General features: G+C 71.4%; 24 protein-coding genes. 9 read left to right on the top strand and 15 right to left on the bottom strand.

The genetic code is table 11. The features are described 5' to 3' along the window. The first annotated feature begins 77 nt into the window (after positions 1-77). Positions 78-383: a hypothetical protein gene (locus tag ACFQGU_RS05500; RefSeq protein WP_386764521.1), complete on the top strand. Its 306-nt coding sequence runs from the start codon at positions 78-80 to the stop codon at positions 381-383. An 80-nt stretch (positions 384-463) separates the two neighbouring features. On the opposite strand, the gene ACFQGU_RS05495 is transcribed toward ACFQGU_RS05500, so the two are convergent. From ACFQGU_RS05495 to ACFQGU_RS05460, 8 genes are all read right to left on the bottom strand, one after another. After that, positions 464-1,273 carry an inositol monophosphatase family protein gene (locus ACFQGU_RS05495; RefSeq protein WP_386764519.1) on the bottom strand — a complete coding sequence of 270 codons (810 nt, stop codon included), beginning with the start codon at positions 1,271-1,273 and terminating at the stop codon, positions 464-466. Then, positions 1,270-1,860, bottom strand: a complete 591-nt coding sequence (gene pth, locus ACFQGU_RS05490) for an aminoacyl-tRNA hydrolase (RefSeq protein WP_386764516.1) — start codon at positions 1,858-1,860, stop codon at positions 1,270-1,272. The genes ACFQGU_RS05495 and pth overlap by 4 nt, the downstream gene beginning before the upstream one ends. 90 nt (positions 1,861-1,950) lie before the next feature. Continuing rightward, the gene (locus ACFQGU_RS05485) at positions 1,951-2,394 is read right to left on the bottom strand and encodes a 50S ribosomal protein L25 (protein ID WP_386764514.1); all 444 of its coding nucleotides are present in this window, start codon (positions 2,392-2,394) and stop codon (positions 1,951-1,953) included. 269 nt (positions 2,395-2,663) lie between these two features. Further along, positions 2,664-3,017, bottom strand: coding sequence for a hypothetical protein (locus tag ACFQGU_RS05480; RefSeq protein WP_386764512.1), 354 nt, complete (start codon positions 3,015-3,017; stop codon positions 2,664-2,666). A 109-nt stretch (positions 3,018-3,126) separates the two neighbouring features. Continuing rightward, positions 3,127-3,753, bottom strand: coding sequence for an MBL fold metallo-hydrolase (locus ACFQGU_RS05475; protein ID WP_386764510.1), 627 nt, complete (start codon positions 3,751-3,753; stop codon positions 3,127-3,129). Next, entirely contained in the window at positions 3,750-4,841 is a 1,092-nt protein-coding gene (locus tag ACFQGU_RS05470; protein ID WP_386764508.1) for an S-(hydroxymethyl)mycothiol dehydrogenase, read from the bottom strand. Before ACFQGU_RS05470 ends, ACFQGU_RS05475 begins: the two co-directional genes overlap by 4 nt. Positions 4,842-5,094: 253 nt before the next feature. Then, positions 5,095-5,697, bottom strand: a complete 603-nt coding sequence (locus ACFQGU_RS05465) for a LuxR C-terminal-related transcriptional regulator (RefSeq protein ID WP_386768163.1) — start codon at positions 5,695-5,697, stop codon at positions 5,095-5,097. A gap of 53 nt (positions 5,698-5,750) precedes the next feature. After that, positions 5,751-7,151 (bottom strand): PspC domain-containing protein, encoded by a 1,401-nt coding sequence (locus ACFQGU_RS05460; protein WP_386764506.1) that lies wholly within the window; start codon positions 7,149-7,151, stop codon positions 5,751-5,753. Positions 7,152-7,275: 124 nt separating this feature from the next. Between ACFQGU_RS05460 and ACFQGU_RS05455 the strand changes: the two genes are divergently transcribed. Both ACFQGU_RS05455 and ACFQGU_RS05450 read left to right on the top strand, forming a co-directional pair. Continuing rightward, complete coding sequence (locus tag ACFQGU_RS05455; RefSeq protein ID WP_386764504.1) at positions 7,276-8,379, top strand: PspC domain-containing protein; 1,104 nt, start codon at positions 7,276-7,278, stop codon at positions 8,377-8,379. Beyond that, the gene (locus tag ACFQGU_RS05450) at positions 8,366-8,593 is read left to right on the top strand and encodes a hypothetical protein (protein WP_386764503.1); all 228 of its coding nucleotides are present in this window, start codon (positions 8,366-8,368) and stop codon (positions 8,591-8,593) included. The genes ACFQGU_RS05455 and ACFQGU_RS05450 overlap by 14 nt, the downstream gene beginning before the upstream one ends. Positions 8,594-8,659: 66 nt before the next feature. Here the strand turns inward: ACFQGU_RS05450 and ACFQGU_RS05445 are convergent, their stop codons facing one another. Then, entirely contained in the window at positions 8,660-9,070 is a 411-nt protein-coding gene (locus ACFQGU_RS05445; RefSeq protein WP_386764501.1) for a hypothetical protein, read from the bottom strand. Positions 9,071-9,165: 95 nt separating this feature from the next. Here ACFQGU_RS05445 and ACFQGU_RS05440 point away from each other — a divergent pair, with 95 nt between their 5' ends. Next, complete coding sequence (locus tag ACFQGU_RS05440) at positions 9,166-10,194, top strand: LacI family DNA-binding transcriptional regulator (protein ID WP_386764499.1); 1,029 nt, start codon at positions 9,166-9,168, stop codon at positions 10,192-10,194. A gap of 74 nt (positions 10,195-10,268) precedes the next feature. On the opposite strand, the gene ACFQGU_RS05435 is transcribed toward ACFQGU_RS05440, so the two are convergent. Further along, on the bottom strand, positions 10,269-11,645 hold the full coding sequence (locus ACFQGU_RS05435; protein ID WP_386764497.1) for a GH1 family beta-glucosidase: 1,377 nt from the start codon (positions 11,643-11,645) through the stop codon (positions 10,269-10,271). Positions 11,646-11,934: 289 nt separating this feature from the next. Beyond that, positions 11,935-13,413 carry a sensor domain-containing diguanylate cyclase gene (locus tag ACFQGU_RS05430; protein ID WP_386764495.1) on the bottom strand — a complete coding sequence of 493 codons (1,479 nt, stop codon included), beginning with the start codon at positions 13,411-13,413 and terminating at the stop codon, positions 11,935-11,937. Between the two features lie 675 nt (positions 13,414-14,088). Here ACFQGU_RS05430 and ACFQGU_RS05425 point away from each other — a divergent pair. After that, positions 14,089-15,417 carry an ROK family protein gene (locus ACFQGU_RS05425; RefSeq protein ID WP_386764493.1) on the top strand — a complete coding sequence of 443 codons (1,329 nt, stop codon included), beginning with the start codon at positions 14,089-14,091 and terminating at the stop codon, positions 15,415-15,417. Here the strand turns inward: ACFQGU_RS05425 and ACFQGU_RS05420 are convergent. Beyond that, the gene (locus ACFQGU_RS05420) at positions 15,404-15,691 is read right to left on the bottom strand and encodes a putative quinol monooxygenase (RefSeq protein WP_386764491.1); all 288 of its coding nucleotides are present in this window, start codon (positions 15,689-15,691) and stop codon (positions 15,404-15,406) included. The genes ACFQGU_RS05425 and ACFQGU_RS05420 overlap by 14 nt on opposite strands. Further along, positions 15,688-16,947, bottom strand: coding sequence for an ROK family transcriptional regulator (locus tag ACFQGU_RS05415; RefSeq protein WP_386764489.1), 1,260 nt, complete (start codon positions 16,945-16,947; stop codon positions 15,688-15,690). Before ACFQGU_RS05415 ends, ACFQGU_RS05420 begins: the two co-directional genes overlap by 4 nt. 108 nt (positions 16,948-17,055) lie before the next feature. On the opposite strand from ACFQGU_RS05415, the gene ACFQGU_RS05410 reads away from it, so the two are divergent. The 4 genes from ACFQGU_RS05410 (at position 17,056) to ACFQGU_RS05395 (ending at position 21,182) form a co-directional block, all read left to right on the top strand. Further along, positions 17,056-17,976 (top strand): sugar phosphate isomerase/epimerase family protein, encoded by a 921-nt coding sequence (locus ACFQGU_RS05410; RefSeq protein ID WP_386764487.1) that lies wholly within the window; start codon positions 17,056-17,058, stop codon positions 17,974-17,976. Positions 17,977-18,020: 44 nt separating this feature from the next. After that, entirely contained in the window at positions 18,021-18,860 is an 840-nt protein-coding gene (locus tag ACFQGU_RS05405; protein ID WP_386764485.1) for a sugar phosphate isomerase/epimerase family protein, read from the top strand. An 86-nt stretch (positions 18,861-18,946) separates the two neighbouring features. Then, complete coding sequence (locus ACFQGU_RS05400) at positions 18,947-20,107, top strand: Gfo/Idh/MocA family protein (RefSeq protein WP_386764483.1); 1,161 nt, start codon at positions 18,947-18,949, stop codon at positions 20,105-20,107. Continuing rightward, a complete protein-coding gene (locus tag ACFQGU_RS05395; RefSeq protein WP_386764481.1) occupies positions 20,100-21,182 on the top strand; it encodes a Gfo/Idh/MocA family protein in 1,083 nt (360 codons plus the stop codon). Before ACFQGU_RS05400 ends, ACFQGU_RS05395 begins: the two co-directional genes overlap by 8 nt. 79 nt (positions 21,183-21,261) lie before the next feature. On the opposite strand, the gene ACFQGU_RS05390 is transcribed toward ACFQGU_RS05395, so the two are convergent. Continuing rightward, complete coding sequence (locus ACFQGU_RS05390; protein WP_386764479.1) at positions 21,262-22,230, bottom strand: electron transfer flavoprotein subunit alpha/FixB family protein; 969 nt, start codon at positions 22,228-22,230, stop codon at positions 21,262-21,264. Further along, positions 22,227-22,940, bottom strand: a complete 714-nt coding sequence (locus ACFQGU_RS05385; protein WP_386764477.1) for an electron transfer flavoprotein subunit beta/FixA family protein — start codon at positions 22,938-22,940, stop codon at positions 22,227-22,229. The genes ACFQGU_RS05390 and ACFQGU_RS05385 overlap by 4 nt, the downstream gene beginning before the upstream one ends. Between the last annotated feature and the right edge of the window lie 28 nt (positions 22,941-22,968).

Raw genomic sequence — 22,968 nt, 5'->3', positions numbered from 1 at the left:
TTCCTTATGCAGAATTCCGCGTACCGTCAGGGGCGTAGCCAGCGAGGACCACTCGCCCGCACGAGACGGAGGTCGACATGGACGCCATCACCACCACGACGAGCACGGTCGCCACCGTCACCCGCCTGGCCACCGCCGACCGCATCGACCTCGACGCGCTGGCCCACGCCGTGGCCGAGGACGGCATCGTCTCGCACACGCCGCGCGTGCTCGGCCTCGTGCTCGAGGCCCGCGAGCTCGGCGTCGACGCCGGACTTGTCTCGGTGCTCGCCGACGACCACGCCAGCGAGATCGCGCGCCTGCGCGCGTTCGGCTACGTCGCGGCCTCGGTGGAGGCGCTGCGCGCCCCGCTGCCGCACCCCGCCGACATTCTCAGCGCCTGACGCTTCCGCGGGCCCACCCCGCACGCTCACCCTGATCGATCCGTTGCTTCCCACCCCGGGAAGCGACGGATCGATCGGTTTCAGGGGGTGGGCAGCCCCAGCAGGTCGCGTACGGCCGGCGCCACGGACGGCGTGGCCATCACGATGCCGGGCTGCACGGTCGAGCGGCCGTTGAAGCTGAATCCGTCACCCTCGGGCGACAGGCAGACGAGGCCCCGGTGCAGGGCGACGGCGAGCGGCGCGGCCAGGTCCCAGTCGTGGAAGCCGGCGTCGTGCAGGTAGAGCTCGGCCTCGCCCCGCAGCACGACCGCGGCCTTCGCGCCGACCGAGCCCACATGGAGCACCTCGACGTCGACGCCGAGACCCGACCGCAGCCCGCGCACGACGCGGTCGAGGTCCTGCGGCTCGCGAGACCGCGACACGACCACGCGCACCGGCCGGCCCACCGGCAGCGCAGCCGCCGGACCGTCCACGACGTCGTCGAGCACCGACCAGGTCTGGCCCTGCGCCGGCAGGTCGATGGTGCCGGCGGACAGGGCACCGGCCGCGTCTGCGGCTCGGCTCCACAGCGCGACGTGCACCGCGAAGTCGGCGCGGCCCTGGCCGTACTCCCACGTGCCGTCGAGCGGGTCGACGATCCACACGCGGTCGGCGTCGAGCCTGGCGAGGTCGCCGTCGCCCTCCTCCGAGAGCAGCGCGTCGTCGGGCCGGGCGTCGCGCAGCCGCTGCTCGATCAGGAGGTGCGCCTCGCGGTCGGCGAGGTCGCACAGGGCCCGGATGCGCGCGCGGTCTCTCCGCTCGATCTCGCCGTACGACTCACGGATCCCGACGACGAGCGCCCCCGCCTCGCGCGCGATCGCGCGGGAGAGGACGGCGTCGTCGGTGCTCACGCGTGGTACCGGTTCTGGGCGCGCTCGAGGCCCTCGTGCACCAGCAGCTCGACGGCGTCGGCAGCCTCGACCACGAGCAGCGGCAGCTCCTTGCGCTCGACCGAGCCCCACGGCTTGAGCACGAAGTCGGCGGGGTCCTGCCGGCCCGGCGGGCGGCCGATGCCGACGCGCACGCGGTACCAGTCGCCGGTGCCCGTGGACCGGCGTACCGACTTCAGCCCGTTGTGCCCGTTGTCGCCGCCGCCGAGCTTGAGCCGCAGAGCCGCGAACGGGATGTCGAGCTCGTCGTGCACGACCACGAGGTGCTCGAGCGGCACCTTGTAGAAGTCGAGCAGGCCCTTCACCGGGCCGCCCGACTCGTTCATGTACGACGACGGCTTGGCGAGGATCACGCGCTGGCCCTGGAGCCGCTCCTCGGCCACCTGGGCCCGGGCGCGCTTGTGGCCCGCGAACTTCCCGCGGCACCGGGCCGCGAGCTCGTCGACGACGAGCTGGCCGACGTTGTGCCGGGTGTCGGCGTAGTCCGGGCCCGGGTTGCCCAGCCCGACGACGAGCCAGGGCGCGGTCTCGGTGCTCACGCCGTGCATCCTCCCTCATCCGGACGCGCGGAGCGCCCGCTCATGCCGAGCGCCCCGCACCGGGTGGGTGCGGGGCGCTCGGGAAATGCTGGGTGGGGCTCAGGCCTCGGTGGTCTCGGCCGCAGCCGCAGCCTCGGCGGCGTCGCCCTCGACGTCCTCGGTGGTCTCGGCGGTGCCGACCTCGAGCATGTGGGCGTCCTCGGCGGCGAGCTCGGCCGCGTGCTCCTCGGCGGCCACGGCGATCGCCTCGGCCTCCTTCTTCGACACGACGACGAGGTCGACGTGCTCGAGGATGCGGCGGACCGGGTCGCGCTGGACGTCGCGCGGGGCGGCGAGGACGGTCTTGCCCTCGAACGTCACCTCGAGCACGACGCCCGGCTTGCGCAGGGCGAGGGCGAGGTCGTGGTCCGGGAGGGCGACGTGCTGGATCTCCTGGCCGTGGCCGTAGATGACGGCGGGCACGAGGCCCGCGCGGCGGGAGCGGCGGGCCGCACCCTTGCCGAAGTCCGAACGAGGCTCAGCCGTGATGCTGACCTGGGTCACTGGTGTCTCCATCTGTCGTTCGCGGGCTGCACGCGTGAGATGCGCAGCACGCAGGGGTTCGTGGCCGGGGAGGCCACGTGCAACGTGGGGTGCCGCGCCTCGCGGCGGGGGCGGTCGGCGCCTCGGCAGTGACAGATGCGGGCGCGCAGCAACCGCGCGGTCCGCGTCGATCACGACACGCTGGCCTCGCGGCCGGCGCACCCTCGCCGGGGAGCCCCATGAGTCTAGGCCCGGGGTCCGGGATCGCCCAAACCGGGCGCTCGGACCGCCTAGACGAAGACGGCGACGATGACGTTGACCAGCGTCAACGCACCCGCGGCGGCCCAGTAGGGCTGCTGCTCGTCGGCGGGCTTGCGACGTCCGAGGAGGACGGCGCCGAGCACGAAGAGCGCGATCAGGAGCTTCACGCCGATCTTGCTGTTGTCGACCGTCTCGTCCTCAAGGAGGTCTGCGGAGATGATCCCCACTATCGCGATGCCCGTGACCACCTGGGTCAGGACGCCGTGCAGCATCGCGTTGTTGATGCCGCGCGGCTTGGTGCTCATCTGCACGAGGAAGCCGCCGAGCAGGCTCGCGAGGCCGACGAAGTGCAGGACGACAAGGATCTTGAACAGGATCTCCACGTCTCGGAGGCTACCCCGTCCGGCACCGGTCCCCGCCCACCTCGGGTCGGGATGAGCGAGGGGGCGTCCCCGATGCAGCGGACGCGCCCTACCCGGTGCCGGGTTGCCGTCAGTGGCCGCGCGCGACCCACGCGTCGTAGTCGTCCGCCTCGGCGCCGATCGTCGTCTCGTCGCCGTGGCCCGTCAGGACACGGGTGCCGGCGGGCAGCGTGAGAAGCCGGTCGCGGATGGAGCCGAGGATCGTCGGGAAGCTGCTGAACGACCGGCCCGTGGCGCCCGGGCCGCCGTGGAAGAGGGTGTCTCCCGACACGAGGACGCCGAGGTCGGGTGCGTAGAGGCAGACGCCGCCGGGCGAGTGGCCCGGGGTGTGCAGCACCTGCAGGCTCGTGCCCGCGACCTCGATCGCGTCGCCGTCCGCCAGCGGCGTGAACTCGACCCCGGGGTGGACGACGTCCCACAGCATCGTGTCGTCCGGATGGAGCCTGATCTCGGCGCCGGTGGCGGCTGCGACGTCGGCCGCCGCGGTGATGTGGTCGTTGTGGCCGTGCGTGCAGATGATCGCGACGACGCGTCGTCCGCCGACCTCGGAGATGATCGCGCCGGAGTCGTGCGCGGCGTCGATCACGACCACCTCGGACTCGTCGCCGATCAGCCAGACGTTGTTGTCGACGTCGAAGTCCTGGCCGTCGAGGCTGAAGACGCCGCTCGTGACGAGCCGCTCGACCTTCGCGGTCACGACCCCATCACCACGACGGAGCGCAGCACGTCGCCGTGGTGCATCTTCTCGAACGCGGCCTCGACGTCGCCGATGCCGATCGTCTCGGACACGAAGTCGCCGAGCGGGAGACGGCCCTGCAGGTAGAGGTCGATCAGCATGGGGAAGTCGCGGGAGGGGAGGCAGTCGCCGTACCAGCTCGACTTGAGCGCGCCGCCGCGGCCGAAGAACTCGATGAGCGGGAGCTCGATCCTCATCGACGGGTCGGGCACGCCGACGAGCACGACGGTGCCGGCGAGGTCGCGCGCGTAGAACGCCTGCTCGTACGTCTCCGGGCGGCCGATCGCCTCGATGACGACGTCGGCCCCGAAGCCGCCGGTGGCCTCGCGGATCGCCTCGACGGCGTCCACGGTGCGCGAGTTGACCGTGTGGGTGGCGCCGAACTTCTTGGCGGTCTCGAGCTTCCGGTCGTCGATGTCGACGGCGATGATCGTGCGGGCGCCCGCGAGCAGGGAGCCTGCGATCGCGGCGTCGCCGACGCCGCCGCAGCCGATGACGGCGACGGTGTCGCCGCGGCCGACGTTGCCGGTGTTGATGGCGGCACCCAGCCCGGCCATCACGCCGCAGCCGAGGAGGCCCGCGACCTCCGGCGGCGCGGCGGGGTCGACCTTGGTGCACTGGCCGGCGGCGACGAGGGTCATCTCCGCGAACGCGCCGATGCCGAGCGCGGGCGAGAGCTCGGTGCCGTCGAGGAGCGTCATCTTCTGCGTGGCGTTGAACGTCGAGAAGCAGTACTGCGGACGGCCGCGCAGGCACGCCCGGCAGTTCCCGCAGACCGCGCGCCAGTTGAGGATCACGTAGTCGCCGGGCGCGACGTCGGTGACGTCCGGGCCGACCGACTCGACGACGCCGGCCGCCTCGTGCCCGAGCAGGAAGGGGAACTCGTCGTTGATTGCGCCCTCGCGGTAGTGCAGGTCGGTGTGGCAGACCCCGCAGGCCAGCACCTTCACGCGGGCCTCTCCCGGGCCGGGGTCGGGCACCACGATGGTCTCGAGGGTGACCGGTGCACCCTTGCTCCGCGCCACCACGCCCTGGACCTGAACCGCCATCGTCCGCTCCCGCTGCTCGTCTGTGGGTACGCCGTACGCGCGTGGAGCGCCGTACGCCCCCTGGCCCGAGCGAACCTACCCGCCGCCCCCGTGCCCCGCACCGCAACCCCGCGGGTTTCACATGAAGGCGACCTTCATCCACAACGCCGAGGTGATGGGAGGAGTTGTTCGGCTCTATTGGATGAAGTCCCCTACTGGGCGAGGGCTTCGCCCATCGTCGCCCAGCGGGGGCCCAGCCTTCATACAGAACGAGTCAGACGAGGTGGCGGGCGGCGGCCCAGGTGGCGAGCTCGCGGCGGTTCGAGAGCTGGAGCTTGCGCAGGACGGCGGACACGTGGGTCTCGACCGTCTTCACCGACAGCACCAGGTCGCGGGCGACCTCGCGGTAGGTGTAGCCGCGGGCGATCAGCCGCATCACCTCGCGCTCGCGGGGGCTCAGCTGGTCGAGGCCCTCGTGCCCGGCCGGGTCCTGCTCCCCCGACGCGAACGCGTCGAGCACGAAGCCGGCGAGCCGCGGCGAGAAGACGGCGTCGCCGTCGGCCACGCGCCGGATGGCGTCGACGAGGTCGTCCGCGGAGATGTTCTTCGTGACGTAGCCGCGGGCACCGCCGCGTACGACGCCGATCACGTCGTCGGCGGCGTCCGACACCGACAGCGCGAGGAACTTCACGGCGGGCAGCTCGGTCACGCACGAGTCGAGCACCGCTCGCCCACCACCACCGGGGAGGTGGACGTCGAGGAGCACGACGTCCGGCCGCACGCGCATGATCACCGCGATCGCCTCGTCGGCGTCGCCCGCCTCGCCCACCACCTCGACGCGGTCGCCGAGCTCGGCGCGCACGCCCGACCGGAACATCTGGTGGTCGTCGACCAGCACCACGCGCAGGGGGCCGATGCCGGGGGTCTCGTTCACGGGGTGCTCCTTCGGGGGTCGTGCTCGAGCGGTGCGGGGTACGTCGGTGCAGCAGGCTGCGGCGGCGCGAGCGCCGAGGCCGGCGCGGGAGGCGGCCAGCCGGCCGATGGCGCGGTCGCGTCGGGCGCCACCAGGAGCGGCTTGGCCCCGAGCGACATCGGCAGCGTCAGCGCGACCTCCGCGCCCTCGCCCGGCGCCGAGCGGATCGTGGCGGTGCCGCCGGCCCGGGCCATGCGCCCGACCACCGACTCGCGCAGGCCCAGCCGGTCGTCGGCCACGGCGTCGGGGTCGAAGCCCGGGCCGCGGTCGCGCACGAACACCTCGACCTCGTCGCGCCCGCACTCGACGTACACCGACACCTGGCCACCCGCGTGCTTCGCCGCGTTCACCACGGCCTCGCGCGTCGCGGCGACCAGCGCGTCGACCCTGTCGTCGCGCGGCACGTCGCCGACGTGGACGACCTCGACGGCGCAGGCGAACATCCCCTCGACCGTCGCGACCTCCGCCTCGAGCGCGCCGACGAGGGTGGACGTCGGGTCCGCGGTCGGCGTGTAGAGCCAGCGGCGCAGCGCCCGCTCCTCCGTCCGCGCGAGCCGAACGACCTCGTCGGGGTCGTGGGCGGCGCGCTGGATGAGCGTCAGCGTCTGCAGCACGGAGTCGTGCACCTGCGCGGCCACCTCGGCCCGCTCCTCGCTGCGGATCCGCGCACGCCGCTCGCTCGCGAGGTCGCGCCACCAGCCGAGCCCGAACGGCAGCAGCACGAGTCCGATGCCGACGAGGGCGAGGATCGCCGCGGCCAGCCCGCGCAGCGACGCCCCGAGGTCGCCCTGCGACGCGACGACGCCGAGCGCGCCCAGCACGACGAGCGCGACGCCGAGGCCGATGCGCGGGTAGGAGTTGCGCAGCGCCGTGCGCGTGGTGGCCCGGGCGCTCGCGTTGACTCCGGCGATGAGCTCGGACCGCCGGCTGTCGTCGGACTGGCGCCAGAGCACCGCGACACCTGCACCCCCCAGCAGGAGCGGCACGATCCACGACGTCGTGACGTCGGCGCCGCGGGCGGCGAGGAACAGCACGACGCCGAGCGCGAGGGCGGCCAGGCCGAGCACTCCGGCGAGGTCTCGCCCGTTCTCGGCCCTGTCCGCCACCGAGCCGTCGGCGGCGGCGAGCGGCAGCCACGCCCAGTACGCGGCATACAGCGCGATGCCGAACCCGCCGAACAGCGCGAGCACGACGAACGCGACCCGCACCCAGGTGACCTGCCAGCCGACGTGCTCGGCGAGCCCCGAGCACACCCCGCCGAGCAGGCGTCCGCGGCGGAGGCGCACCGCACGAGTGCGGGGGCGCGGGCCGGGCGCGGGGCGCGCCGGCGGGGGCGGAGGGATGCTCACGGCACCCATGATCCCCGTCGCGACCCTCGCGCACATCGGGGTAGCGCCCGCCGGAACTCCCCGGGCGGGTTCAGGGGTGCGTCAGGGGTGGTCCCCGATGCCCGGGCACGGCGCCGGGGTGGACGGTGGAGCCATGACAGAGAACCAGCCCACCATCGCCGAGCCGGTCGACCCCACCGGCGCGGCCACCGGAGCCACGGAGAACCCGGGCACCGGTACGCAGTCCGACAGCGGCACCGGATCGTCGTACGGCTCTCCCCCGCCGTACGCGCCGCCGCCGCAGTACCGCCCGCCGAAGCCGGCCCTGCGGCGCAGCCGCACCGACCGCGTCCTCACCGGCGTCTGCGGCGGTCTCGCCGAGAACCTCGGCATCGACGCGGTGCTCATCCGCATCCTCGTGGTGGTCGGCACCGTCTTCACCGGCGGCGCACTGATCATCGCCTACATCATCGCCTGGGCCCTGATGCCCGACACCCCTGTGTACGCCGCCCCGGCGTACGCCCCGGGCTACGCCCCGCAGTACGCCGCACCCGCGGCACCCGCGTCGTTCGCGGCCGGCGGGACCGGCACGTACGTCGACCCCGGCACCGGTGCCGTCTACGGCCCGCCCACCCCGGTGGCGCCGCAGCCGCGGACCGAGCCGCGCAGCTACCTCGGGCTCGTGGCCCTGTGCGCGGCGATCGTCGTAGGCGGCATGTTCGGCATCGCAGCCGCGGCCGGAGCCGGCATCCCCGGCGTCGTGGTCGCCGCCGCCATGCTCGGCGTCCTCGGAGCCGGCCTCCTGGTCGGCGCGTGGCGCGGACGGGCGCGCTGGCTGATCTTCCCGGCGCTGCTCATGCTGCTCATCACCCAGGGCGCAGCAGCCGTCTCGAGCTACGAGCCCGGCAGCGCGGGCGAGCGCGTGTGGATCCCGACCGAGGCGACGCAGTCGTTCGACCTCGGAGCGGGCAGCGCGACGCTCGACCTGCGCCAGCTCCCGAGCGGTCCCGCCGACATCAGCGTCCAGATGGGCGCGGGCGAGCTGATCGTGCTCGTGCCTGCGGACACCGAGGTGCGGATCGACGGCTCGATCGGAGCCGGCGAGTACGACGTCCCCGACGCCGACCCGCAGTCCGGCGTGGGCCTGTCGTTCTCCCACACCGTCACCCCGATCGGCACCACGCCGACCGTCACCACCGTCGACCTCACCACCGAGATCGGCCTCGGAAGCATGGAGGTTCGTCGTGCGACGTCATGACCTCGACTGGGTCTCGCTCATCGCGGGAGCCGTCTTCACCGGTCTCGCCCTCGTCTACCTGATCACCGGGATCACCGACGCGACGGTCGACGGACGCTTCGTCTGGCCCGTCGTGCTCGTGGCCCTCGGCGCCGCCGGCGTCGCGTCCGCGATCCGCGCCAACCAGCGCGAGGAGGAGCAGTTCCCCCTCGCCCCGACCGACGAGCCGGGCTGACCCCCCTCCCGCACGCTCGTCCGCACGATGCAGGGCCGCACCCACGAGGTGCGGCCCTGCTGCACGTCAGGACCTGTCCTGGATCTCCCGCAGGTGGTCGAGCACGTGCCAGGTGCCGCGACGGATGGCGTACCGCACCGGCCAGCCCGAGTCGGGGTCGTCGCGGAGGTACGCCGACAGCACGTCGGCACGCATGGCGTCGCGGAGGGCACGGTCGTGCACGTCGAACGGCATCTGCCGTACGCCGACCTTGCGGACGTAGGCACGCTCGGCCTCCACCACGTGCCGCGCGATCTCGCTGGTGTCGCGGCCCCCGCCCCGCGGGCCCTTGGCGAGCGCCTCCGGCGCGGCGTCCTGCACCTCGTCGAACAGCTCCCACGCGGCGCGCACGAGGGCCACCTGGCGCTCGAGATCGGCGCGGGAGGTGGCGTCGTGCTCGTCGACCTCGAGCCAGACGTCGACGTGCCGGTCGGTCATGCGCCCACTGTGCACCGCGGTTCCGACGTACGGCGCCGGAAGCGGCCGACCGCCCTGCCGCGCGGGAGGCAGCGCTCCCCTGGGATGATCATGAGGTGGCAGGCCGCGTCCAGAACCCCCGCCCCACCCTCGAGATGGTGGCGGCGGCAGCAGGCGTCTCCCGGGGCACCGCGAGCCGGGTGCTCTCCGGCGCCACCAACGTGAGCCCCGCGGCCGTCGAGGCGGTGCACAAGGCGGCGGCCGAGCTGCGCTACAGGCCCAACCTGTCGGCGCGCTCGCTCGTGACCGGCCGCACGGGTCTCGTCGGCCTCGTCGTCAACGAGAGCAACGACCACCTGTTCAGCGACCCGTACTTCGCCGAGGTCGCGCGCGGCGCCCACGACGCGCTCTCCGAGGCCGACGTCGCGATGGTGCTCACCCTCGCCGGCGACGCGCGCGAGCGCGACCGCCTCATCGAGCTCGCGGCACTGCGCCTCGACGGCCTGCTCGTCATCCACGGGCACAGCGACGTCGAGCTCGTGCGCGGCATCGAGCGGATGCACATCCCCGCCGTGTTCTCCGGCCGCGTGCCGATCACCGGGACGTCGACGGTCTGGTATGTCGACGCCGACAACCGCGGCGGCGCCCGGGCCGCCACCGAGCACCTGCTCGCCCGAGGCTGCCGACGCGTCGTCACCATCACCGGTCCGCGCGACATGGCCGCCGGGCACGACCGCCATCTCGGCTGGCTCGATGCCGTGACCGATGCCGGGCTGCCGTCGTCCGACGACCATGTCGCCGTCGGGGACTTCAGCACCGACAGCGGCCGTGCCGCCATGACGCGGCTGCTTGCCGCTATGCCGGACCTCGACGGCGTCTACGTGGCCAACGACCTCATGGCCTTCGGTGCGATCGCGGTCCTGGCCGAGCACGGCCGGTCGGTGCCGGGCGACGTCGCCGTCGTCGGCTTCGACGATGTCGAGGCCGCCCGCACGTCGAACCCGCCCCTCACCACCGTGTCGCAGCCGATGGCCGGCATCGGGCGGCGGATGGCCGAGCTGCTGCTGCAGCAGCTCGCCGACCCCGAGCTCGATCCCGTGCACGAGGTGCTGCCGACCACCCTCGTCGTCCGCGACTCCGCCTGAGGTCCGCGAGTTACTGCCCAATTGCACGCTGAAGGAGGCCGCTCAGCGACGATTTGGGCAGTAACTCGGATCGGCTAGACGCTGTTGCTGCGGACGATCTCGGCGTAGCGCCTCGCGCTGTCCTTGGGGGTGCGCTCCTGGGTGTCGTAGTCGACGCGCACGATGCCGAAGCGCTTCTCGTAGCCCCAGGCCCACTCGAAGTTGTCCATGAGCGACCAGGCGTAGTAGCCGCGCAGGTTCACGCCGGCGCCGAGGGCGTCGTGCGCCGCCGCCAGGTGCTGCTCGAGGTAGTCGATGCGCTCGGGGTCGTGCACCTGGCCGTCGACGACGACGTCCTCCCACGCCGAGCCGTTCTCGGTGATGAACAGCGGCAGCGGCGTGTACTCCGTCGAGAGCCGCACGAGGGTGTCGGTGAGGCCGGCGGGCTCGATGTCCCAGCCCATCGCCGTCACGGGACGGCCGTTGGGCACGATCTCGACGTCCTCGGTGCCGATCCACGGGGTCGGGCGGGCCCCCTCGGCCCGCGGCGCCGGGGCGTCGAGGCCGCGGACGACGAACGAGCTGTAGTAGTTCACGCCGAGCCAGTCGATGCGGGTCGCGATCGTCTCGAGGTCGCCGTCCTGCACGAAGGACATGTCCGTGAAGCGCGCGTAGTCCTCGACGATGTCGGCGGGGTACTCGCCCGTGAACAGCGCGTCGAGGTACCAGCGGTTCTGCTGGCCGTCGATGCGCCGGGCCGCGTCGAGGTCGGCTGCCGACCCGGAGGCCGGCCGCACGCGGTAGAGGTTCGGGACGATGCCGACCTCCGCGGGACGGCGCCCCCCGTGCAGCGCCTGGGCGGCGAGGCCGTGGGCCAGCAGCAGGTGGTGCGCCGCGGTCACCGCCTTGGCCGGGTCGGTGAGGCCGGGTGCGTGCTCGCCCGAGGCGTAGCCGAGGAAGGCCGAGCACCACGGCTCGTTGAGGGTGGCCCACTTCTTCACGCGGTCGCCGAGGCGGTGCTGGACGACGGCTGCGTACTCCGCGAAGCGGTACGCCGTGTCGCGGTTGGTCCAGCCGCCCTTGTCCTCGAGCGCCTGCGGCAGGTCCCAGTGGTACAGCGTCGCGTTCGGCTCGATGCCGCGCTCCAGCATGCCGTCGACGAGGCGGTCGTAGAACGCGAGCCCTCGCTCCTCGACCGTGCCGTTGCCCTGGGGCTTGATGCGCGGCCACGCGATCGAGAAGCGGTACGCCGAGAGCCCGAGGTCGCGCAGCAGGTCGAGGTCGGACTCCCAGCGGTGGTAGTGGTCGCACGCCACCGTGCCGTCGGAGCCGTCGAGGATCGCGCCCGGCTTCGCGCAGAGGGTGTCCCAGATCGACGGGCCGCGGCCGTCCTCGGTGCTGGCGCCCTCGATCTGGAAGGACGCCGTGGCGGCGCCCCAGACGAAGCCCTCGGGGAACTGACGGGTGCTCACGGTCGACTGCCTCCTCGCGGCGCGCGGAGCCGCGTGACTGGGTGGTGGGCGGGCGCTCGCGGGAGCCGCCGGCTGCCCATCGTGCCCGCTCCGGAGCGTGTGTGGTGGCCGGTCGGGGCTCCCTCGTCCCCGACCGGCCACCCGCACGCATCCCGCGCGGTGCGGAGACGGAGCCCCCTCAGCCCGAGAGTGCCGTCCCTGCCCCGCGTGGGAGCGCTCCCACACTCTCGTACGCGACGCGCGATGTCAACGGGCCGGGGGCACCGCGTCGGGGTCGGGCCCGGACCGGTCAGGTCGAGGCGCCGCCCTCGCTCACGACACGGTTGCGGCCCGACTGCTTGGCCGTGAGCATCCGCATCGCAGCGATGCGCATGAGCTCGTCGACCGACCCGTCGTCGACGAGCTCAGCCGTGGCGACGCCGGCGGAGAGCGTCACGAAGGGCATGTCCTCGAGGCCGCCGTGCGTGATGCCGTTCTCGACGAGGCGACGGCGGAACCGCTCCCCCACCCGCACGGCCTGGTCGTGGTCGGCCCCGGGGAGCACGACCACGAACTCCTCGCCGCCCTTGCGGTACACGGTGTCCATGCCTCGGCACGCGCCGCGGAACACGTCCGCGACCTGGCGCAGGACGTCGTCGCCCGCGGTGTCGCCGTGGGTCTTGTTCACCGCGCCGAAGTGGTCGAGGTCGATGAAGACGAGCCCGACGGGCTGCGGCCGCGCCGGGTCGCAGAGGGCTCGGAGGTCCTCGAGCAGACGGCGGGTGTTGGGCAGCCCGGTGCCGACGTCGGTACGCGCCTTCTGCCGCTCGGCCTCGAGCGCCTTGCGCAGCCGGTCGAGCTCATGGCGCACGTCCGCGCGCCGCACCCGCCACTCCTCGTCGTCGTCGGACCACAGGCAGGTCTGGCCGCGGCCGGAGGACTTCGCGCGATAGAGGGCCTCGTCGGCACGGCGCAGCGCGTCGTCGGGATGACGACCGCCGAGCACGGCGCCGCCGACGCTGACCCCGACGACCAGGTCGTCGAGGCCCACCGGGATCGGGCGACCGACCTCGTGCACGACCAGGTTCATCACGCGACGTGCGTCGTCCTCGCCGCCGGCGGGCAGCAGGATCACGAACTCGTCGCCGCCGAACCGGGCCACCGTGCCGATCTCGTGGACCGCGCGCCGCAGACGCCCGGCGACCGTGGTGAGCACCTGGTCGCCGGCCGCGTGGCCGAACCGGTCGTTGATGCCCTTGAAGTCGTCGAGGTCGACCATGAGCACCGAGCCGTTCTGGCGGGTGCGGAAGGCCTGCTGGATCGCGTTCCACATCGCGGCGCGGTTCGGGAGCCCGGTGAGCGCGTCGACGTACGCCGACCGCCTCAGCGACTGCAGCTCCTCGACGTACTGCGAGACGTCCTGCAACGAGAACACCAGGCCGCGGAAGCCCGGAAGCCCCTTGATGCGGCGGCCGTCGACGGCGACCACGCGCTCGACGTCGCCCCAGCGCACCTGGAGCTCGGCGAGGTGGACCGAGCGGTGCGTGGCGTCGCCGGCGAGCATGGCGATGTAGGCGCGGAGTCGGTGGGCGTCGTCGGCGTGCACACCTTCGACGAGGCTCACGTGGCCGGGCCTGCCGATCAGCCGGCGGGCCGAGCGGTTGGCGAGCAGGACCTTGCCCTCGAGGTCGGTCACGAGCACCGCCGTGGGCACGTCGCGGACCATCGCGCGCAGCAGCGCCGCCGCTGCCGTGCCGTCACCGACCGCCACGCCGTCCCCCTCGCTCATCGCTGCTGGAGGCTGAAGCGAAACAGGTACGGCCGACGATGTCGCCCTCGGCCACCACCCACACGGACCATTCAGGAGCGATTCGCAATGGTGCGGCTACGCAGCGTTGAGCCGACGCAGAGGCTGATGGACGCAGCGTGATGAACGAGAGGCTCGATCGGGTCGTCGCGTGGGTCGTCGGACTCGGCCTTCGGATGCTGCGAGGCCTCGTGGGTGGGAGCGGAGCCCGGACGCCCGCACCGGTCGAGCCGTCCTCGTCGATCAGTCCGTCCCGCTCCGTCGAGATGCCGGGGCCGGGCTCGCGCTCCAGGCGGAACGCTCGCCGCATCAGGGTGAGCGGTGACGCGCGGTCCGGCCCCTCGGGTTCGTGGACAGCCGAGCAGGCCGTCCGCACGGACGTGTTGCCCTACGACCTCCGGTACAGCGGCAGAGCCACGTCGTTCAGGTCCGCACGCGACCGTACGGACGTCACGACGCGGGGCGCCCGCTACTCCCACTCAACTCAACCTGGGCTGGTCATGAGCGAGGGCAGAGTCGGCAGTAGCGGCGCCACGGTCGACATCGGTCCGCAACCATGGCCACGTCGGGATTCGTCAGGGGACGGATCCAGCCATCGGCTGCGGTCTTCTCGTCTGGTTGGCGATCGCAGACCTCCGCCCGCACCATCCGAACCGGATGGCGAGCGACCCCGAGCATGAACAAGCGCTGCGAGGATCCGGCTATCGTGGCGGCGTGGTAGCGGAAGAGCAGGCACAGACCCTGCTGCAGGTGCTGAACCTCGTGCGCTCCGGATCCGCCGTGACCAGGCCGGATCTGGTGAGGAGCAGCGAGCTCGGGCGGGCTGTGATCACCCAGCGCCTGGAGCAGCTGATCGAGCTGGATCTCATCGTCGAAGGCGACGTGCTGGCCGTCCCTCGCGGGCGTTCACCGCGCGGCCTCCAGTTCAACAAGCTGCGCGGCTTCGTACTCGCCGCGGACATCGGCGCACAGGGCATGTTCGTCGGCCTGGCCGACCTTGCGGGCGGCATCCTCGAGCGGGTCTACCTGCCGAACGACATCAGCACCGGCCCCGAGGAGACGCTCAAGACCGTCATCGCGGAGTTCGACAAGATCCTCCACAACCGCCAGATCTTCGACGTCCATCTGTGGGGGATCGGCATCAGCATCCCCGGTCCAGTCGAGTTCGCGACAGGCCGGGCAGTCAGCCCGCCGATCATGCCGGGCTGGAACGAGTTCGACATCCGCGGCGTGATGCAGGACCGCTACAACGTGCCCGTCTGGATCGACAACGACGTCAACGTCATGGCTCTCGGCGAGCTCCGTGCTGGGGCGGCCGTCGATCACAGCGACATCGTGGTGGTCAAGATCAGCACAGGGATCGGTGCCGGGCTCGTCTCCAACGGCGTGCTCCATCGTGGGGCGCAGGGTTCTGCGGGCGACATCGGCCACGTCAAGGTGAGCGACGATCCCACTATCCAGTGTCGCTGCGGCAACACCGGGTGCCTCGAGGCGTTGGCGAGCGGGTGGGCTCTGGCGCGGCGTGGCGCTGAGCTGGCTGCGCGTGGCGAGAGCCCCTTCCTTGCCGAGCGGGCCGAGCTCCGCCCACTCGCCGCCGCCGATGTCGTTGCCGGCGCAGTGAGCGGCGACCGGGCGAGCGTCGTGCTGATGACCGAGTCGGCGCGACTGGTGGGCGACACGCTGGCCAGGATCGTGAACTTCTTCAACCCGTCCTTGATCCTTCTCGGCGGGCGTCTGATGCTCGCCGGGGACGCCTACCTGGCGACCGTCCGGAACATCGTCTACTCCCGCTCCCTCCCCCTCGCGACGCGGGAACTCGTCATCGCCAAGGTGGCGCTCGGGGAGCGGGCGGCGCTGCACGGGGCTACGGCCCTCGCACTCGACGAGATCTTCCGACCCGCCTACTTCGCTGCATGGGCTGGGGAGAACCGCGTCCCCCCGGTGCTGCCCACCGAGGGCCGTGAGCCGAGAGTCACCGAAGGCTGAGCCGATAGGCGGCGACCGGGGCGGCCAGCAAGGGCTGGACCGAGACGAGCATCGACTGCACCCGAGCCGTTCCGATATGCGTGTCGAGTGCGTCGTCGTCCCGCCACTGCTCCCAGAACACGAAGTGGTCCGGATCGCTCGTGTCGCGGAAGTAGCGGTAGTAGACGCAGCCGTCCTCCGACGTGGTCGGCTCGACGAGCGGCGCGAGGAAGGCCTCGACTTCCGGCCCGCGTCCGGCGAGGCAGTGGAAGTGGGCGACCGTGAAGAGACTCATCGGGGATTCGCAATCTCGGGATGTCCATGAGGGGACTTCTGAGGGGACCAGAGCGGGAAGCGGGTGCGCGAGAAGAGCTCGTCGACCACCATCACGGCTGCTCCGACGAGACCGCCCAGCGGCCCGAGCTCGCTGCGGGCGATGACGAGGTTTCGCGTGGCGAGCGGAAGTGATCGCCCGTAGACCGTCTCGCGCACCGTCGAGAGCACCACGTCGTTGCCCTGCACGAGGCGTCCCCCGAGCACCAGCAGCCCCGGGTTGTAGAAGTTGACCAGCGTCGAGAGGGTGTCCCCGACCAGGCGGCCCGAATGCGTCAGCAGGTCGACAGCGACGGCGTCACCGCTCCCGGCGGCCGAGGTGATGTCGTCGACAGCCAGAGACTGGCCCTCATCGACCATGCGCCCCAGGACGCTCGACCTCTCGAGCGCGGCCCGCTCGGTCGCGGTTCGCACCAGCGAGAGCCCGCCGGCTACGGCCTCGAGGCATCCGGTGTTCCCGCATCGACAGGTGGCGGTTTCGTCCTGGACGACCGCGATGTGGCCGATGTCGCCAGCCGCCCCGTTCGCGCCACGATGCAGCACGGACCGCGAGATCACGCCGGAACCGATCCCGACGCTCATCTTCACGAAGATCATCTCGGCGACTCCGCGCCCCAGGCCGATCCGGGACTCGCCGAGGGCTTCCAGGTTCACCTCGTTGTCGACCCACACGGGTACGTCGAAGGCGGTCGCCAGCCGCTCGCGCACCGGGTAGGAGTCCCATCCCGGCATGATCGGCGGCGAGATCGGCCGACCGGTCGCGAACTCGACGGGCCCGGGGACCCCGATCCCCGCGCCCCAGATCCGTTCCCGTCCGACTCCCGACTCCTGGACCAGGTCCACCCAGGTCGACTCGAGCTGCTCCAGGACGCGTTCCGGGCCATCGGTGACATCGGCTGGGCTCTCGCGAGTCGCGACCAGCGCTCCGGACAGGTCGGCTACCCCGGCTACCAAGGTGGTCGCGCCGAGGTCGGCCACCAGCACGAACCCTGCGTCCCGCCGGAAGGCCAGCTCTCGGGGGGCGCGGCCGCCCGAGGAACGACGGGTCACCGCCTCGTCGACGAGCCCGAGGTCCAGCAGAGCCGAGACCCGCTGGGTCACGACCCCGCGACGGAGGCCCAGATCCCGACCCAGGTCGGCACGGGTCGTATGCCCCGCCTCACGGACCCTGCGCAGCACGGCGATGAGATCGCCCGAGGGGGACAGGTCCGCTGGCACGGCGCCATATTAGACGGAAACCATCGGACTTTCTCCGTTCAGGGACTTTTTTTTGTCGGTGAGTGACATTACAGTGGCTCCCGCCTGCCGAGCGAAGGAGACAGGGTCATGAAGTTGGGCTTCCTCACCGCCTGCCTGCCCGACCAGCCCCTCGATGCCATCATCGAGTGGGGGGCCGCTGCGGGCTACCAGGCCCTCGAGGTCGCCGCCTGGCCTGCCGTCGGGAATCGCCCCTTCACCGCGACGCACATCGCCGTCGAGACGCTCGATCGCTCCGCGGCCGAGGACATCAGGGAGCGCTTCGACACCTCCGGACTCACGTTGTCCTCGCTGGCGTTCTACGACAACAACCTGCACCCGGACCCCGCCGAGCGCTCCGCGATCAACGAGCACGTGCTCGCATGCATCGACGCCGCCGCCCTCCTCGGCTGTCCCACGGTCGGGACCTTCGTGGGCCGCGACCCCTCCCGGTCGGTCGCGGCGAACCTCGCGGAGGCGGAGGAGGTCTTCAAGCCCCTCGTCGACTCAGCAGGCGAGAAGGGCGTCAAGCTCGTGATCGAGAACTGCGTCATGGAGGGCTGGCACCCCGACGGCTACCCCGGCAACCTCGCCTACTCCCCTGAGCTGTGGGAGTGGATGTTCTCGATCGGCCTGTACCTGAACTACGACCCGTCGCATCTGGTGTGGATGGGTATCGATCCGGTGGCTGCGCTCACCCCCTACATCGACCGGATCCCGCATGCGCAGGCCAAGGACATCCAGGTCTTCCCGGAACTGCGCAACCGGTACGGATGGCCCGGCAAGGCCATCGACCGACCGGATCCCTGGGACGTCGGCTGGTGGCGGTATCGCGTCCCCGGCCTCGGCCAGGTCGACTGGACCGCGGTCGTCGATGCCCTTTACGAAGGCGGGTTCGAGGGCGTGCTGTCGGTCGAGCATGAGGACCCGATCTGGGGCGGCACCGAGGACAAGGTCAAGACAGGCCTCGAGATCGCTCATCGCACGCTCGCACCACTCATCGTCGGCTGACATCCGACGGCCCCCACACATCCACTGCAGCACAAGGAGACCTCGTGAAGCTCGGCTACCACTCGATCACCTGGGGCGGCGTCCTCGGCCATCCGGTCGGCGTGACGAGCATCAAGGACCTCTTCTACTGCGGGGTGGGCGATATCGCCGACGCCGCCCGTGACATCGCCGAGGCCGGCTACACCGGCACCGAGATGTTCGACGGCGACGTGGCCAAGTACGCAGACCGACCGGACGACCTGCTCGGCCTGCTCGAGGCGAACGGCCTGGAGCTGGTCAGTGTCTACACCGGCGCGAACTTCATCTACGCCGACATCCTTCCCGACGAGATGGACAAGATCTCGCGCGCCATCGAGCTCGCCGTCAGGTTCGGAGCCGAGCGGCTCGTGGTCGGTGGAGGTGCCCGTCGTGCCGCCGGCACCACCGACGAGGACTACATCGCGCTGGGCAACGGCCTGGACCTCGTCGACCGCATGGCTGCCGACCGGGGACTCGTCGCGACGTACCACCCCCACCTGACGACCATCGTCGAGAACCCGGTCGAGCTCGCACGGATCATGGACCTGAGCGAGATCGGCCTGTGCCCGGACACCGGGCACCTCGCAGCAGCCGGCGGAGACCCCGCCGCGATGATCCGCTCGCACTCCGATCGCATCAAGCACGTCCACCTGAAGGACTGGAAGCCCGATCCCTTCACCTGGACCCCGCTCGGTGCAGGGACCCTCGACTTCACCGACATCGTGCGAGCCGTGACCGAGACGGGCTACGACAGCTGGCTCATGGTCGAGCTGGATGAGTATGCCGGATCCAACCTCGAGGCGGCCAAGGCATCCAAGGCTCACCTCGACCAGATCATCACCGAACTCGGCATCACCCTCGGCTGACCGAAGAAGACCCCAGACCACCGCCACCGGGGCCGCCTACGCGCGGGCCCGTGGGCGGAGCTACCCCTCATGGACGGAGATACAGCATGCGAGAACTGCGCGTAGGCCTCATCGGGGCCGGCTTCATGGGCAAGGCCCACTCACTGGCCTACGCGGCCATGCCCATGTTCTTCTGGCCGGCACCGGCCATCCCGGTGCGGGCGGTGATCGCTGAGGCCACTGAGGAGCTCGCCGCAGAGGGCGCCGCACGGTTCGGCTTCGAATCGAGCACGGGCGACTGGCGCCGCGTGATCGAGGACCCCTCCATCGACATCGTCGACATCGCGACGCCCAACCACCTGCACCCCGAGATGGCCATCGCTGCTGCCGAGGCTGGCAAGCACATCATCTGCGAGAAGCCGCTGGCACGGAACGCGGCTGAGGCGAAGACGATGCTGGACGCCGTCTCTGCCGCGGGCGTGGTCAACATGGTTGCCTTCAACTACCGCCGGACACCGGCTGTGGCGCTGGCCAAGAAGTACATCGACGAGGGGGCCATCGGCGAGATCCTCAACTTCCGCGGCACGTACCTCCAGGACTGGAGCGCGGACCCCGCGTCGCCGCTGTCGTGGCGCTTCCAGAGCGCGATCGCCGGCTCGGGGGCGGTGGGCGACATCGGTACGCACATCATCGACCTCGCGCGATACCTCGCCGGCGACATCACGTCGGTGATCGGGATCGCTCGAACCATCGTCCCGGAGCGCCCGAAGCAGTCCGGCGGCCGCGACGCCCTCGGCACGTCGCGCACCGGTGGCGAGCTCGGTCCGGTCGATGTCGACGACGAGATGGTCACGATGCTGCGATTCGCCAACGGCGCCGTCGGCTCGCTCGAGGCCACCCGCAACGGCTACGGCCGCAACAACTTCATCACGTTCGAGATCCACGGCACCCTGGGCTCGCTCTTCTTCAACTACGAGCGCCGCGACGAGCTCCAGGTGTGCTTCGCCGACGATCCCAGCGACAGGCGCGGGTTCCGAACCGTCTACACCGGACCTGCTCACCCGTACGGCGAGGGCCTCTGGCCGATCCCGGCGCTGGGTATCGGGTACGGCGAGACGAAGATCATCGAGGCGTACGATTTCGTGAGCGCCATCGTGAACGGCACTCCCGTGCGGCCCAACTTCGAGGACGGCTACCGGATCTCGCTCGTCGCGGACGCGATCCTGGAGTCGTCGCGAACCCAGCAGTGGGTCGATGTCGATGGGTGACGCAGTTCGCTCAGGGATCATCGGCGCCGGCTTCATCGGCAATGTGCACGCTCAGGCGGTCCGCGCCTCGGGCGGCATCGTTGCAGCCGTCGCTGACGCTACCCCTGAGGCGGCGATGGCGGCGGCGGCACGGATGGGAGCCCGCGCCGCCGCCGCATCGGCCGAGGCTCTCATCGAGTCTGACGATGTCGACGTCGTCCACATCTGCACTCCCAACAACCTGCACGCGGCCCTTGCGCGCAAGGCGACGGCGGCGGGCAAGGCCGTCATCTGCGAGAAGCCTCTCGCGACGACGGTGGCCGACGCCGAGGAGGTCGTCGACCTCGCGGCGAGGCACGGAGTGGTGAACGGCGTCCCGTTCGTCTACCGCTACTACCAGACCGTGCGCGAAGCGCGGATGCGCGTGCAGCGCGGGGACGTCGGTCCGCTCTGGGTGCTGCACGGGTCGTACCTGCAGGACTGGCTCTCGAGCTCCGCCGACATCAACTGGCGCGTCGATGCCGCTGTGGGCGGTTCCTCGCGGGCATTCGGCGACATCGGCGTGCACTGGTGCGATGTCGTCGAGTTCGTCAGCGGTCACCGAATCTCCCGGCTGGTGGCGCAGACCAAGACCGCCATCCAGTCCCGGGACGCGACGACCCGGGTGACGACAGAGGATCTGGCCACGGTGGTCTTCGAGACGGACCAGGGCGCCATCGGCTCGCTGGTCGTCAGTCAGGTCTCTCCCGGCCGCAAGAACCGGCTGTGGTTCTCGATGGACGGCGCTGACCAGTCGATCGCCTTCGATCAGGAGCAGCCGGAGACCCTCTGGGTGGGCGCGCGCTCCCAGGCGACGGTCGTGCCTCGCGGCGTCACCCCGATGCCGTCGGCCTCCCCCTTGCTGGCTCCGCTGCCGCCGGGGCACCCGCAGGGCTACCAGGACTGCTTCAACGCTTTCGTCGGCGACGTGTACGCCGCCGTGCGCGGGGAGGCTGTCGATGGGCTGCCCGCCTTCGGCGACGGCCTTCGCGCGGCGCGGATCACGCAGGCCGTCCTGGACTCGGCCGAGCATGGTCGGTGGGTCGACGTCCCCTAGGGCGAGCAGACCGACGGCCCTGGCGAACCACGAGAGGCCCGTGCCGGATCGACGGCACGGGCCTCTCGCCGGTCGCCAGCTAGCCTCGGTCCCGAAGAGCGGCAGTCAGACGAGGAACCACCTGCGTGAGATCGCCGACGATGCCGAAATCGCAGACACCGAACAGAGGTGCCTGGGGGTCGCTGTTGATGACCACGATCGTGCCCGACCTGGCCATGCCGACCCGGTGCTGGATCGCACCGGAGATCCCGCAGGCGATGTACACGCGGGGCCGCACGGTCCGCCCGGTCTGACCGACCTGGTACGAGTGCGGGTACCAGCCCTTGTCCACCACGGGCATGCTGACCCCGAGCGCTCCACCCAGGAGGGCCGCCAGCTCCTCCAGCAGAGCGAACTGCTCGCGCGTCGCCACGCCGCGGCCGCCAGAGACCACGATGTCGGCCGAGTCCAGGCCGGACGACTCGAACTCGCCGCCGTCGGTGGAGATGACCCGGCCGGCCGTGCTGCTTCGCACATCCCGAAGCAGAGCTCCCCGGCGAGGCATGTCCTCCGTCGCATCCCGCGCCTCGAAGACCCCTGGCCTCAGGACGGCGATCGCCAGCTCGGTCGTCCAACCGACCCGCACCACCAGGCTGTCCTGGAGCGCGAACCGGGTTCCGATCCATGAGCCTGTCTCGTCCCGCTCGAGGCCGACGAGGTCCCAGTTCACGCCGGCGGAGCGACGAGCAGCCAGCGCCGCCGCGGCGTCCGACGCCAGCGACGAGCTCTCGAGGATGACGATGCCGGGTCGCAGCTCAGACACGAGCTGGTCCAGGACGTCCGTGCACACCGAGGCCAGAGCCGGATCGAGGAGTGCGCTGTGCACCGACGTCGCGCCCTGGCCACCGAGGGCCCCGCAGAGCGCGTCGTCCACGACCTCGTCCGTCCCGGACACCACCAGCACGTCCACCTCGTCCGCACAGCGGGCGGCTGCAGCGATCGCACCGAGGCTCCCCGCCGTCACCGCGCCCCGCCGTAGCTCCGCGAGGACAAGCGCGCGCGAGGTCATACGAGACCTCGCTGAACCAGGAAGTCGACCAGACGCTCGTGCGCCTGCCCATCGTCCTCGATGACGACACCTCGGGCACGCGGCGGCGCCGGCTCGACGGACAGCACGGTCGTCCCCGCCGCGATCACCGATGGGGTGGCCGTGACCTGGTCGATCGGCTTCTTCTTCCCGGCGATGACGTCCTTGAACGACGGGTAGCGGGGCGTGTTGACCTCTCCGGAGAGAGCCAGGATCGCAGGCAGCTCGACCTCCAGGACCTGGCTCCCCTGCTCGATCTGACGTGTGACGGTCAAGCGATCGTTGTCGAGGACGAACCGGACGGCACGTGACGCGACCGGTAACCCGAGTCGCTCGCCGACCGCCGCCCACAGCATGGCGCCGTACCCGTCGCTGCTCCACGATCCGAAGATCACCAGATCGGGGCTCATCCCCGAGAGTGCGTTCGCGAGAGCCGAACTGACGCCCAGCAGGTCGGCGCCCTCGAGCTCAGGTCCTGACACGCAGAGACCTCTATCCGCGCCCATCGCCAGAGCGGGCCGCAGTGACTCGGCGAGCCGATCGGGTGCCACGGCGACCACGACGACTTCGCTGCCGGCCACGGCGTCGCGGAGGCTCAAGGCGGCCTCGACCGCGTTCTCGTCGACCGAGTTCATGCGATGCGCGCCGGTCCGGTCGAGGCGTCCAGTTCGGGGATCGAGGGTGGTGCTCACGGGCACAGGCTTGACGCACACCGCGATC

This window comes from Longivirga aurantiaca, assembly GCF_042660085.1.
In the GTDB taxonomy this organism is placed as follows: domain Bacteria; phylum Actinomycetota; class Actinomycetes; order S36-B12; family CAIYMF01; genus Longivirga; species Longivirga aurantiaca.
The sequence above is the reverse complement of the archived record's forward strand: the minus strand, read 5'-3'. Positions and strand labels throughout refer to the sequence as shown.

Bases quoted from the DNA above. Each gene is read 5' to 3' on its own strand.
- ACFQGU_RS05430 (WP_386764495.1), bottom strand. From the start codon at position 13,413: ATGAGCGAGGGGGACGGCGTGGCGGTCGGTGACGGCACGGCAGCGGCG.
- ACFQGU_RS05420 (WP_386764491.1), bottom strand. From the start codon at position 15,691: ATGAGTCTCTTCACGGTCGCCCACTTCCACTGCCTCGCCGGACGCGGG.
- ACFQGU_RS05400 (WP_386764483.1), top strand. From the start codon at position 18,947: ATGCGAGAACTGCGCGTAGGCCTCATCGGGGCCGGCTTCATGGGCAAG.
- ACFQGU_RS05500 (WP_386764521.1), top strand. From the start codon at position 78: ATGGACGCCATCACCACCACGACGAGCACGGTCGCCACCGTCACCCGC.
- ACFQGU_RS05395 (WP_386764481.1), top strand. From the start codon at position 20,100: ATGGGTGACGCAGTTCGCTCAGGGATCATCGGCGCCGGCTTCATCGGC.
- pth (WP_386764516.1), bottom strand. From the start codon at position 1,860: ATGCACGGCGTGAGCACCGAGACCGCGCCCTGGCTCGTCGTCGGGCTG.
- ACFQGU_RS05445 (WP_386764501.1), bottom strand. From the start codon at position 9,070: ATGACCGACCGGCACGTCGACGTCTGGCTCGAGGTCGACGAGCACGAC.
- ACFQGU_RS05425 (WP_386764493.1), top strand. From the start codon at position 14,089: ATGGCGAGCGACCCCGAGCATGAACAAGCGCTGCGAGGATCCGGCTAT.
- ACFQGU_RS05470 (WP_386764508.1), bottom strand. From the start codon at position 4,841: ATGGCGGTTCAGGTCCAGGGCGTGGTGGCGCGGAGCAAGGGTGCACCG.
- ACFQGU_RS05465 (WP_386768163.1), bottom strand. From the start codon at position 5,697: ATGTTCCGGTCGGGCGTGCGCGCCGAGCTCGGCGACCGCGTCGAGGTG.
- ACFQGU_RS05455 (WP_386764504.1), top strand. From the start codon at position 7,276: ATGACAGAGAACCAGCCCACCATCGCCGAGCCGGTCGACCCCACCGGC.
- ACFQGU_RS05410 (WP_386764487.1), top strand. From the start codon at position 17,056: ATGAAGTTGGGCTTCCTCACCGCCTGCCTGCCCGACCAGCCCCTCGAT.
- ACFQGU_RS05390 (WP_386764479.1), bottom strand. From the start codon at position 22,230: ATGACCTCGCGCGCGCTTGTCCTCGCGGAGCTACGGCGGGGCGCGGTG.
- ACFQGU_RS05460 (WP_386764506.1), bottom strand. From the start codon at position 7,151: ATGGGTGCCGTGAGCATCCCTCCGCCCCCGCCGGCGCGCCCCGCGCCC.